At 45.2% G+C, this 13,280-nt stretch carries 5 protein-coding genes; 1 reads left to right on the top strand and 4 read right to left on the bottom strand.

The genetic code is table 11. The features are described 5' to 3' along the window. Window positions 1–4: 4 nt before the first annotated feature. Window positions 5–517 carry a GAF domain-containing protein gene (locus tag R2S08_RS24690; RefSeq protein WP_316837627.1) on the top strand — a complete coding sequence of 171 codons (513 nt, stop codon included), beginning with the start codon at window positions 5–7 and terminating at the stop codon, window positions 515–517. Between the two features lie 12 nt (window positions 518–529). Here R2S08_RS24690 and R2S08_RS24695 read toward each other — a convergent pair whose 3' ends face one another. From R2S08_RS24695 to R2S08_RS24710, 4 genes are all read right to left on the bottom strand, one after another. Then, the gene (locus tag R2S08_RS24695; RefSeq protein WP_133782279.1) at window positions 530–1,537 is read right to left on the bottom strand and encodes an LLM class flavin-dependent oxidoreductase; all 1,008 of its coding nucleotides are present in this window, start codon (window positions 1,535–1,537) and stop codon (window positions 530–532) included. A gap of 138 nt (window positions 1,538–1,675) precedes the next feature. After that, window positions 1,676–3,673, bottom strand: a complete 1,998-nt coding sequence (locus tag R2S08_RS24700; protein ID WP_316837628.1) for an OmpA family protein — start codon at window positions 3,671–3,673, stop codon at window positions 1,676–1,678. A gap of 27 nt (window positions 3,674–3,700) precedes the next feature. Next, complete coding sequence (locus R2S08_RS24705) at window positions 3,701–4,696, bottom strand: PorP/SprF family type IX secretion system membrane protein (RefSeq protein ID WP_316837629.1); 996 nt, start codon at window positions 4,694–4,696, stop codon at window positions 3,701–3,703. Window positions 4,697–4,726: 30 nt separating this feature from the next. Next, the gene (locus R2S08_RS24710; RefSeq protein ID WP_316837630.1) at window positions 4,727–13,216 is read right to left on the bottom strand and encodes a gliding motility-associated C-terminal domain-containing protein; all 8,490 of its coding nucleotides are present in this window, start codon (window positions 13,214–13,216) and stop codon (window positions 4,727–4,729) included. Window positions 13,217–13,280: the final 64 nt, after the last annotated feature.

Below are 13,280 nucleotides of genomic sequence, written 5' to 3' on the forward strand. Positions count from 1 at the left end.
GGAGATGGAGAATATATTCAATACAGCTATACTTCCGCCAAATGAGGAACAAAGATTAGAAAACCTGAAAAAGTATAAAATATTCGGAACCCAGTCTGAAGTCATATTCAATCAGCTTGCAGCGGTGACGGCAACCTTGTTAAAGGTTCCGGTGGCGATGATCAATTTTGTGGATAAAGATAACGTATGGACAAAAGCAGATCAGAAAGGGGGGAGCGGGCAGATCACTGCCCGGGGTATGAGTTTATGCTCACTGGCAATTTTGAACGACAGTATTACTGTTTTTGAGGATGCAGTAAAAGATCCTTTCTTAATGATGAACCCTTGGATTGCCGATTATACGGATCTTCGTTTTTATGCAGCAGCACCAATAACGACCAGTGAAGGTTTTAATATTGGTGCAGTATGTATTGTGGATAAGACCAAAAGGACTTTTACTTCCAAGGAACAAAAAAAACTGGAGTGGATTGCCGCGGTAGTCAGAGCTGAACTGGAAAAACGAACAGATCCTGATTAGCAGATAGCAAAGTTATTTGCCACTCATCGCTTCAGCAAGCAAGCCATAAGATCTGAGCCTTGCCTGGTGGTCAAAGATATGGGCGGTGGCCATAATCTCATCTACCTGGGTTTGATCCAGAAATTGCTGCAGATCATTTGTTATCGTTTCTTTACTACCGGTGAAGGTGCAAGCGAGCATTTGACTGGCCTGTTCTTCTTCATAATCTGTCCAGATGTCATCCATACTTTCTACCGGTGGTTGCAAAAGTCTTCGTTTTCCGGTCACAATCCCTCTGAATAATTGGTAAAGAGAAGTAGCCAGTTTGTTGGCCTCTGCATCTGTATCTGCTGCGATCACATTTACACAAGCCAGAACATAAGGTTCTTTAAGATGTTCGGAAGGTTTGAAGTTCTGACGGTATAAGTTAATCGCAGTCAGGAATTGTGCCGGAGCAAAATGACTGGCAAAAGCATAAGGCAAACCTAATGCAGCGGCAAGTCGTGCACTGTCGGTGCTGGATCCAAGAATCCAAATTGGAATGTCCAGACCTTCTCCCGGGATTGCCCTCACACTGCTCGTACTGTTCTCAGAAGAGAAATAAGCCTGCAACTTTAATACATCCTGAGGAAAGCTGTTTGCGGCATTAAAGCGCTCGCCCCGGATGGCCATGGCGGTCAGCTGATCCGTACCAGGTGCACGGCCCAAGCCAAGGTCAATCCTGCCAGGATACAAGGACTCCAGTGTTCCAAACTGTTCCGCAATAATGAGGGGAGAGTGGTTAGGCAGCATGATTCCTCCTGAACCCACACGGATAGAAGTTGTTCCACCCGCAATATGTCCAATAACAACAGAAGTAGCAGAACTGGCTACACTGATCATATTGTGATGTTCTGCGAGCCAATACCGATGGTAACCCCAGCTTTCTGCATGCTGGGCGAGATCAAGACTATTTTTAAAAGTATCTGCTGGTGTTTTTCCCTCAATGACGGTAGCCAGGTCGAGTACGGAAAAAGGAATAGAGGTCAGTGATTTTTTCATATCGTTTAACGTCGATACAAAACTACAGTCTATTTATCTTAAAACTGCCCAATTCTGGGGATATGACTTTAAATCCACATGGGAAAACAAAAAAGCCTTTCCTGGAGGAGGAAAGGCTTAGGAGCGGGCATTTAGTTTTTATTGTTTAGTGACTTTGAATTCGGTTCTTCTGTTCAGCTGGCGACCGGCAGGGTTATCTTTTCCATCAGGGAATTGATTCGGTGCAATCGGCCGGCTGAAACCATATCCTTTGCTGGTCATCCTGCTTGCAGGTATTCCTTTGCTCACCAGGTAATCTACACAAGATTTAGCCCTTCTGTTGGAAAGATCCAGGTTATAGGCTGCGGTTCCAATGTTATCTGTATGGGCACTCAATTCTATCTCTATCGTTTCATTATCTACCATAATGGTATACAGCTGATCCAGTACGGCTTTGGAAGCATCAGTCAACTGATCACTATCAAAAGCATAATATACATCTTTAAGAATAATTGGAACATCTTTCTTAAAAGGTGTAAGACAAAGCTCCGGGCTAAAAAGGGTATCTGCCCTGGATAAACTATCATATGTATACACGACACTTTTTGCAAAGTAGTTTGGCTTTTCTGCCAGAAGTTTTATTTTTCGGTTAGAGCTGATTTTGAACCTGTACTTTCCTTCGCTGTCTGTCGTATACTTAAGTTTGGTCAAGGAATCGGTTAAAGTAACCACAGCTCCTGGAAGAGGCTTCATGGTTTTACAGTCCAGTAAAGTGCCTTGTATCGTCAGGTAATTGGTTTTAAGGTGGAAAATTTCCAGGCAGCAAAGAGATTCCCTGTCTGAACTGATGTAACCCTCGGTGTCATCATCATTAGAAGGTGTGAAGTAAAGATCATCTTTGGACGAGTTAAATGGAAAACCAAGGTTGCGGGGTTCTGTCCAGCTTACAAAATTACCTTCGCTTTCATAAAAATCCAGTCCGCCTATTCCTACCTTTCCGTTACTGCTGTATAAAAGTTTCTTCGTGTTGGAATTATAGTATGGGGCTTCGTCATCTTCAGCAGTATTGATAGCAGATCCCATATTGATGGCCTGACCCAAACTGCCGTCTGTTCTGATGGGTGAATACCAAAGATCATATTTACCACGGCCACCTGGTTTATCTGAGGCAAATATCAGGAACTGCCCATCTTTGGTTACAAAAGGCTGCATGGAATTGTAGCCATCTGCATTGACTTGTGTGCCCAGTTCTGCCGGTTCAGACCAGCTTCCGTTCACCAGGTTGAGACGACTTATTTTCCGGATGCCTTTAACATCCCAAACCGTAATATACATCGTCTTTCCATCTGGGTTCAAAGCGGGTGAAGCCAGTTCCTTGAATTTATTACCGGGAATGTTCAGTTTCTTTACTGAAACCTTTTCAGCCACAGGACTACCAGATACTTCATAGATGGCATTGAGGAAAGGCGTTTCTTTTTTGATGATTTTTGCACTGCTTTTGTTGTCCTGAAGCACCACGTTTTTACTGTTTCCCTGAGCCGGTCTGGAAGAAGTAAAGTAGAAGTTATTGGTGGTTAGATAAGGTGTATAGTTGGAGCCTAACTGATTGATTTCGTTGCTTAATCTTTTCAATCCATACAATCTTGGATGTTTGATTTCAAAGAGGGCAAAATTGCAGGCATCAATTTCCAGTTTTGCTTTTGCTGTATAGGCATCATTGCCTTTATACTTACCCAAAAATTCCTGAAAAGAAACAATAGCATCTGCAAAACGCTGGTTGGCTCTAAGCGTTTCCCCATACCAGAAACTGCTCAGTACATATTTAGGATTTGTAAATCCTTTAGCTATTGCATACCAGGATTCCGCATCAGTATAGTTCTTGTACAAGCGAAGTGATGTGGCCAGTTGATAGACTGCATACTCATAGTCTTCTTTTTTAGGACTTTCTTCTTTCACCTTTTTTTCAAAGCCATAAGGAACCACAAAGCCAGAACTATCTGAAGAAATCTGAAGTGCCTTTTTATAATAGGCTGCAGCAGCATAGTATTCTTTGTTGTCAAAATATACGTCAGCAACACGCCTGCTATTGGTCACAAACTGAGCTGATGCTGCGGTAGCAAAGAGGCTGAACAATAAAAATAATTTAAGGGATTTCATCTGTATATAGATTATGAAAATATTCTGTTATAACCGTGGGCAAAAGAAATTAGGTCCTGATATGCCTTTCTTACTGGTGAAAGAAACAGAGATCTCCAATCCGCCCTTACTTCCTGTGGCCCGGTTTAAACTGGAAGTATTGAAGTCATAACTCAGGCCGAAGGTCATATTTTTAATGTGCAGTCCAAAAAATGCAATTGCAGCATCATCAACCCGGTAGTTAGAACCAAACATCAGGTCTGCCTCATTGTTCAGCATCATTTGCGCATAGGCACCAGCTGATATTTCACGGGCATTGCCCTGCTTCATATATAAGCCATTTGGAGTGATGTCAAGGATGTCACTTACTTTGATCCTTGCACCTCCATGCGCAGTGTAGCGAATAGGCATTTTGACATCTGGTCCGAGAAACTTATCTACTGGTCTGGTCAGGTGATTGGCGGCTACCCCTAAAAACGTATTTAAAGGCTTGTCAGGATTGGCATCAAAGAACATGGCGCCGAAATTGACATCCGGAACAAGGGTGTTCGTGGAAGCAAAAGATTCGTTAAGTGCTAAACTTCCATCATAGCCCGTAACGGGGTTGAACTGGCTGCCCGTGGTGATCTTTGACGCATCAAAACTTTTGTTCAGGATACCTGCCTGCAAACCAAAATTGATAATGCTTAAGCCTTCCTGGCCAAACCGGATCCGGTAGGCTCCGGAAACCAGGGCATTTAGGTTATTATAACTGATGTCACCTGCATTTTGATTCAGGATCATGGCACCAAAGGCGAAATTCTTAACCGGGGCCATGTCAAAGGAGGCCCCGCCGGTTAAGTAGCCATTTGAAAGTGATCCCCATTGCTGCTTGGCATTTAAAGAAAGCCTGTACTCACCATCTATTACTCCTGTAAGGGCTGGGTTCAGCCATAGGGGATTAGCATAATACTGTGAAAAGTGCGGATCGATCTGCGCGGAGACTTTGGAAACCGATAGGATTAAAACTAATCCTATCGCTATTATTTTTCCTATTTTTTCCATCTTATTTTGTTCTTCAGGTTAGTAGTTGGGTTAACGTAATAGGGTTATGGTGCCTTTTTTGTTGTCGGTAGTTCCATCGGTAAACACAAGCTCGATCTGATAAACATATACACCATTTGGCTGTAGCTGACCTTTGTAAGTACCATCCCATCCATTTTGAATGTTCAGAGACTCATAGATAAACTGACCCCACTGATTGTATATCCTCATTTTTACCTGTGCAATTGTATTTCCGTACACATAGAATATATCATTCTTACCATCTCCATTTGGAGTAAAGGTATTCGGAATGAATACACCATTTTTAAGCGGGTTGTCGGCTGTTCCGTCTGCACTTCCAAAAGCGCTGGTCTGACAGTCAGACTGACCTTTTGCTCTTACCCTGATGTGAACTACATCTGTAGGTTTAAGGCCGCTGATCACATGCGTTGTACCACTTGCACCTGAACTCGGAGCCATCCAGGTAATGCCCCCGTCAATGGAAACTTCATAGGTCAGCGCATTAGGAACCGCGTTCCATCCAAAGGTTACACTGGTTGGTGTAGCAGATTGAACAGTAACCACCGGAGTTGTAAGCGCTGGCAGCACATTGACCACAACAGCTGTTCTTGTTGTACTTATACAGCCAGTTGCAGAAAGGCTTTCCACATAATATGTTGTGGTAGCGTTGAGTACCGGAGTTGTGAACGTATTTCCGGTAGCAAGCGCTGTTCCGCCAGTCGCAGTGCTGTACCAGCGGTAAGTCAATGCCGGATCAGGATTGTTAACCGTGAGGGTAGTTCCTGTCGCAGGGCATAAAGGTGCGCCTGCAACACTTACTGAAGCTGGGGCATCTGGCGCTATAGACACATTTACATTCACTGCGGTGCGGGTAGCACTGATACAGGTTGCAGAAGTAGCCTCAACATAGAACGTCGTGTTGGCTGTAATAACTGGTGTTGTAAAATTAGTGCCTGATCCCAGGATTGTTCCTCCTGTTGCAGCGTTATACCAGTTATAAGTAATTCCGTTTTGTGGATTCTCTACAGACAGGACAGCAGCACTTCCAGCGCAGGTATTTACTGAAGAAGCGGATACTGTTGGTGCAACAGGTTTTGGTGATACGGTTACCGTGACTTTAACTCTTCCTGTAGCATTTCCACAGCCGGTCATACTGATGGCTTCTACGTAGTAGTCAGTTGTTGACTGAAGTGCAGGTGTCGTAAACTCACTTCCTGTAAACAGTATTGAACCACCGGTTGCATTTGCATACCAGTTGTAGGTTACGCCACTTATTGGATTTTGAACAGTTATAACGGTATTGTCACCCGCACAAATGTTTAGTCCTGCACCTGCAATCACTGGTGTCTCAGGTAACTGATTCACCGTTACAGTAACTACTTTTGCGTTGCCTGCCGCGTTTGCACATTTATTATCACCTCTTACGGTCACATAGTACGTGGTGTTTGCGGTTAGTACAGGCGTAGTAAACTGACTTCCTGTAAACACTGCATTTGTCAAAGCCGCATCACTATACCAGGTAAACACTGGATTGGTGACTGTTGTGCTGCTGGCAGTCAGTTGTGTTGTTGTGCTTGCACAGATAGAAGTGCCATTGGCTGTGATGTCAGCTGCGGTTGCAGGCGGATTAACGGAGATGCTTATCGCTTTCGCTGTAGCCGCTGTATTTTCACATTTGTTGTCTCCTCTAACTGTAACGTAATAAGTGGTGTTTCCGTTAAGTGCCGGAGTATTGAATACCGCTCCGGTAAATACAGCGTTGCTTAGAGCGGCGTCAGTGTACCAGGTAAATACCGGGTTGGTTACAGTAATACTTGTGGCAGTAAGCTGAGTTGAACTTCCTGCACACAGGCCGTTTGTCGTTCCGCTTACGCTTACGTCAGCACTGGTTGCCGGAGGATTAACATTTAAGGTAACCACTTTAGCACTTGCCGCTGTGTTCTCACATCTGTTGTCACCTCTTACGGTTACATAATAGATGGTTGTTGCGGTCAGTGCCGGAGTATTAAATACTGCTCCGGTAAATACGGCGTTTGTTAAAGCTGCATCGCTGTACCAGGTAAACACTGGGTTGGTCACAGACACACTGTTTGCTGTTAATTTCGCAGAAGTATTTGCACAGAATGGTGTTTCTGCACCAGTTACATTAATGTCTGAGGCCAATGCCGGTGGATTTACAGTAACAGTTACTGCTTTAGCAGTTGCAGCGGTGTTTTCACATTTATTCGAACCTCTTACCGTTACATAATAAGTTGTGGTGGCGGTAAGGGAAGGAGTGGTAAACGTAGCGCCAGTAAACACGGCGTTGGTTAATGCGGCATCACTGTACCAGGTAAATACCGGGCTGGTCACTGTGGTTGTTGTAGCGATCAGTTTAGCGGTGTTGCCTGAACATACAGGCGCATCGGCACCAGTTACGGCGATATCTGCTGCTGTTGCCGGAGGATTAACATTTAAGGTAACCACTCTTGCATTTGCAGCCGTATTCTCACATTTGTTGTCACCTCTTACGGTTACATAGTAGGTGGTGGTTGCAGTTAATACCGGTGTATCAAATATGGCACCTGTAAAGACTGCATTTGTTAAAGCTGCGTCGGTGTACCAGGTGAATACTGGGTTGGTTACCGTTGTGCTGCTGGCGGTCAGTTTTGCAGAAGTACCAGCACAGAACGGTGTATTTGCTCCGGATACGACAACATCTGCGGCCACAGCAGGAGGATTTACTTTAAGCGTGATAATCTTCGCATTTGCAGCTGTATTCTCGCATTTGTTCGAACCTCTTACGGTCACATAGTAGGTTGTTGTTGCAGTAAGGGCAGGGGTATTGAACACAGGGCCAGTGAATACTGCAGTTGTAAGCGCTGCGTCACTGTACCAGGTAAATACCGGATTGGTTACCGTTGTACTGCTTGCGGTTAGTCTGGCCGTATTACCTGAACAGAAAGGCGCATCGGCACCGCTTACACTCAGGTCAGAAGCCAGTGCTGGTGGATTAACCGTTACTGTTACTGCTTTTCCGTTTGCGGCCAGGTTAGCGCATCTGTTGCTTCCTGTAACACTTACATAGTAAGTTGTAGTTGCACTAATTGCAGGGATATTAAATACCGGGCCTGTAAATACAGCATTGGTTAATGCCGCATCACTGTACCAGGTAAATACCGGATTGGTTACAGTTACGCTGCTTGCGGTTAATTTCACCGCTGTGCCTGCGCAGAATGGGTTTTCTGCACCCGCAACATTAATGTCAGCGGCTGTGGCAGGCGGGTTAACAGTTAATGTAACAGCTTTCGCAGTCGTAGCTGTATTCTCACATTTATTCGAACCTCTTACCGTCACGTAGTAAGTTGTGGTTGCTGTAAGTGCTGGTGTAATAAATTTAGCACCCGTGAATACAGCCTGAGTTAAGGCCGCATCGCTGTACCAGGTGAATACAGGATTTGTTACCGTTGTTGAGCTCGCGGTAAGGGTAGCTGTGTTATTCGTACAGAATGGAAGTTCAGCACCCGCTACACTAATATCGGAAGCTGTAGCCGGCGGGTTCACAATTAAAGTAACCACTTCTGGACTGGCAGCCACATTCTCGCATCTGTTATCGCCTTTTACAGTTACATAATAAGTTGTGGTTGCTGTAAGGGCAGGCGTAACAAATTTAGGACCTGTAAATACAGCATTGCTTAATGCTGCATCAGTATACCAGGTGAATACCGGGTTAGTTACCGTGGTGGTCTTGGCAGTCAGTGTTGCGATTGCATTTGCACAGAAAGGCAGTTCATTACCTGTAACGTCAAGGTCAGCAGCTGTTGCCGGCGGATTGACATTTAAGGTTACCGTTTTTGCATCAGCGGCAGTATTGGCGCATTTGTTTGCTCCCGATACGGTTACATAATAAGTTGTTGTAGCGGTAAGGGCAGGCGTAACAAATTTAGAACCAGTGAATACAGCCTGAGTTAATGCTGCGTCACTATACCAGGTAAATATTGGATTGGTTACGGTGGTACTTGTTGCAGTTAAAGTAGCCACCGTTCCTGTACAGAAAGGGGTGCCATCACCTGTTACCGTTATATCTGAAGCCAGTGATGTCGGATTCACTGTAATACTGATCAGCGTTCTTGCTGCTGTACTTGCACATGAATTTCCATTTACGGCTTCTACATAGAAGTTGTGTAAACCAACTGCCAGATTAGCTGGTGTGGTATAGGTGTTAGTATTGGCTGCAATTAGGTTTCCAGCTACAGGCGCATCGTACCAGTTAAAGGAAACTCCTGCTACTGGTATTACACCAAGTGTGGCTGGTGTATTTGGACATGTAGCCACTGGATTTCCAGTTGCTGGGATTGGTGCTGCAGGAGCTGGTAAAACGGTTACCGTAACTTTAGTTTTAGCACTTTCACAATTGTTCCTTAATGCAGTTACAAAGTAGTCATATGTTCCTGCTGCCAAGGTAGCGTCTGTAGTTAAGGATACGCCGTCTTTACCTGTCAGGTAAGTCGTGCCTTTATACCATCTGTAGGTGGTACCAGCAACCGCGTTTTTAACATTTAGCGTAGCAGAGTTGCCCTGGCAAACGCTTGTTGCTGCAACTTCTACAGAAGGGGCAATTGCAACACGTTGCGCATAATTAAAATCAAGTGTCGTCAATACTGCAGCAAGACCAGATCTTAAACGCAGTTCTACACCATCAAATTGTTTTTGCGGAACGAAACTGAAAATCGCTCCGCTGTTATCGCTCAGTAATTCCAGGTGTAAAATTGGATTGCTGGCGGTGATCATATCGTTGTTGCTGGTTGATCCGTTAAAAGTGGTCAGTTCGATAGAAGGTAATACCGCTAAAGAAAGCAGTTTGCCAGGTGAACTTACACGTACCCTTACGGTATCTCCAATGTTAGACAGACCCTGGAAGCCTACTTGTTGATAAACAGAAGCTCCAAGCGCACCAACAGGCATTACAAATGAAGAAGCTGTTTCTGCTTTGTTATCTACAGCCAGTGCCGGATTGAATACAGCGGTAAGTAAGGCTACGCCGTCTACACCATGTTTAATATCCACCGTTGCACCTTCACAAGGTACATCTGTTGTATTGCCTTGTGGGTTAATGGTCACATCAACCGAGGCACGGGCAGAAGCTGCACATGCACCACCAGCTACTTCTGCAGTAACATAGTAGGTTTTTGTTATCGGAGCTGCGGTAGTGTTCAATAACGGATCGGTAACATAACGTGCACCTGTGAAAAGTACCGTATTGGATACCGGTGAGTCATACCATTTAAATATAGCTCCGGCGGTACTTGATGTTGCTGTCAAAACAGCAGGGGAGCCAGAGGCAATCGTTACAGAAGCAGGTGTAACAACCGGTTTGTCTAAAGTACCGGTTGTGATAGATGCAGTTGCTCTGTCAGAAGTACCACAGCTGCTCACTGCTTCTACAGTATAGGTTGTATTTGTTGTAAAATTCAGAATGGTAAAAGTTGCACCATCTTTTCCAGCCTGGTAAACACCGCCCGCATTATACCACTTGTAAGTAACTCCGGTAACCGGATTGCTCACTTCAAGTGTTACGGTATTGCCTGAACAAGTGTTGATGGTTGGCGATACCAATACTGGTACAGCAGGAGCAGGGGTTACGGTTACTGTAACCGGAGTCCGGTAGCTTGTACAGCCGGAAGCGGTATTGGCCTCAACATAATACTTAGTGTTTGCTGTTAAAGCAGGTGTGGTAAACGAAGTACCATCTTTACCTGCCTGATAGGTACCTGTAGCGTTATACCATTTATAGGTAATGCCCGATACAGGTGTTTTAACAGTTAAGGTTGCAGTTTGGTTGATACAGGTAGTCACATTGGAAGCAGTCACTTCCGGCGCTACTGCAATACGTTGTGCGTAATTTACATCCACTGTATTCAGTACCCCGGCTAGTCCGGAATTCAGGTTAACCTCTACTTTGTCAAACTGTTTTGTTGGTACAAAAGAGATCAGGGCCTCCGTGTTACCACTTAAGAGTTCCAGGTGGATGAGTGGGTTATTGATGGCTAATGCATCATTATTGTTTGTATTTCCATTATAGGTACCAATCTGAATACTGGACAGCAGACCAACTGATAATAGTTTTCCTGGAGAAGTTAGGGATATACGTACGGTATCACCAATGCTTGAAAGGTTGTTGAATCCAAGACGCTGGTAAACAGAAGCATTCAGAGCCCCAACAGGCATTACAAGAGATGAACCCGTTTTGGTATCGTTATCAATAGCCAGTGCAGGGTTAAATACACCAGCCAGTAGTGCGACCCCGGTTACACCATTGGTCTGAGTTGAAGCCGCTTCGCAAGGAACTGGATTAGGGCTTCCACCACCATTAACGGTAATGGTTACCGGTACTCGGCTTGGTGCAGAACAGGTTGTTGTGGTAGATTTCGCTTCCAGGTAATAGGTTGTTGTAACTGTAAGCGGAGGGGTTACATACGTCGGCCCTGTATATATTGGTGTTGTTGAAACTGCAGAAGTATACCAGTTAAAGGTAACATTGGTATCTGTAGAAGTTGCTGTTAAGATGGCTGTCTGACCTGCGTTGATGGTGCTTGCAGAAGCCTGAGCAACCGGTAAAGCAGGAAGAGGGTTTACAGTAACCAATACCGGAGTACGGGTTGTACTGGCGCAAGTACCACTTGCAGCCTCTACATAATAGGTTGTGTTTGCTGTTAAAGCAGGTGTTGTATAAGCTGTACCGGTAAATACAGGAATACCGCCGGTTGCGGTAGTGTACCATTGATAGTTCACGCCAGCTACCGGATTAGTTACCGGAATCACTGCCGAAGAACCAGAACAAATAGCTGGAACAGCCGCAACTACAGGAGCTGTAGGTGTAGAGGTTACGGTTACTTGTACCGGTACACGTGTGATGTTTGCACAGCTGCCTTTACTTACTTCTATATAATAAGTGGTATTGGCCGTCAATACAGGTGTGGTAAAGTTTTCACCTGTTTGTAATACAGTGCCGCCGGTAGGGGTACTGTACCACCTTAGAGTGGTTCCTCCATTTGCAGCTGCAGATAGTGTAGTTGCACTTCCTGCACAGATTGTTCTGCCGGTTGCAGCCACAGTAGGATTTGGATAAATGACCTCAGCACCGTAGATATTCAGGTTAATCAGTGCAGAAACAAGTCCTTGAGCTCTGACTTCTACTCTGTCAAATGCTCCGGTTGCCGGTAGGGTTGCTGCAAATTTGTTGCCATTCAGCAATTGCAGGTACAGTAATGATGAGCTCAGGTTATACGTTTTTACAACCGAAGTCCCGTTCATGATTTTTACCTGGATGCCACCGAGAACAGTAAGATCGGCAAGACCGGTTGGGGTTTCAAGATTTAAACGTATGCTGTCAGTTGCAGAACCTGTATTGTTAAAGATCAGTCTTTGATAGCCTGAACCTCCTACACCTACAGGTAAAGAAATTGTAGTGAAATTGGTGAAGTTATTATCGGTTGAATTGCCAGGGTTCTGAACTGCGCAGAGCAGGCAGATGCCTTCAATTCCACTTTCCTGTTTGCTTGCAGCATTACAGTTCGGATTTACAGGTCCGCCAATTACAGTCACTGTAACTGGTATCCGTGCCAGACTTGTACATCCGGTAGCATTTGTAGTTTCTACATAATAAGTTGTTGTAGAGGTTAGCGAAGGCGTTGTAAATGTCGCCCCGGTAGCTAAAGCAATGCCACCAGTAGGAGCAGCATACCAGTTGATAGTCACTCCAGCAGGTGCTGTTGCGGCTAAAGTCGCCGTTTGTCCGCTGCTGATGCTTGGGTTGTTTGTCGTTACTACTGCATCTGCAGGAAGTGAATTCACGTTTACAGTAACAGCTGCGCGGGTGCTGCTGGTGCAGGTACCAGAAGCTGCTTCTGCATAGTAAGTTGCACTGGCTGTCAAAGCAGGTGTAGTAAATGTGGTGCCTGTTCCCAGGATCGTACCACCAGTTGAGGCGGCATACCAGTTATAAGTCACACCGGTTACGGGGCTGGTAACTGTAAGTACCGCCGTTGAACCAACGCAAACTGCAGAAGGTGCAGCGACAACAGGTACCGATGGTGTGGTCGTTACGGTCACGGTTACCGGTACACGTTGTGCATTGGCACAAGTACCACTGATCACCTCGATATAATAAGTTGTATTTGCGGTTAAAGCCGGAGTAGTAAAGGTAGATCCTGTAGCTAAAGCTGTACCACCTGTTGCTGCAGCATACCATTTCAAAGTGGTTCCGCCATTGGCTGTAGCAGATAAAGCAGCAGTACTTCCCGAACAGATGTTCCTGCCGGTTGTTGCAACCGTAGGATTTGGATAGATCACTTGAGCACCATAGATGTCCAGGCTGCTTAAGGCTGCAACCAGGGCTCCAAAACTGATCTCCACACGGTCATACACACCACCAGCAGGCAGGGTAGCTTTGAACCTGTTTCCTGAAAGCAGTTGCAGGTTGAGCAGGGAAGAATTTAACGGATAGGTTTTAACCAGGGTCGTTCCGTTGTATACTTTCACGGTGATTCCGCCCAGTACACTCAGGTCTGCCAGTCCAACCGGTGTAGCCAGGTCCAGACGGATG

This window comes from Pedobacter nutrimenti, from assembly GCF_032678445.1.
Classification (GTDB): domain Bacteria; phylum Bacteroidota; class Bacteroidia; order Sphingobacteriales; family Sphingobacteriaceae; genus Pedobacter; species Pedobacter nutrimenti_A.

Excerpts from the sequence above, each read along its gene's own strand:
- R2S08_RS24705 (WP_316837629.1), bottom strand. The coding sequence starts at position 4,696 with ATGGAAAAAATAGGAAAAATAATAGCGATAGGATTAGTTTTAATCCTA.
- R2S08_RS24700 (WP_316837628.1), bottom strand. The coding sequence starts at position 3,673 with ATGAAATCCCTTAAATTATTTTTATTGTTCAGCCTCTTTGCTACCGCA.
- R2S08_RS24690 (WP_316837627.1), top strand. The coding sequence starts at position 5 with ATGGAGAATATATTCAATACAGCTATACTTCCGCCAAATGAGGAACAA.
- R2S08_RS24695 (WP_133782279.1), bottom strand. The coding sequence starts at position 1,537 with ATGAAAAAATCACTGACCTCTATTCCTTTTTCCGTACTCGACCTGGCT.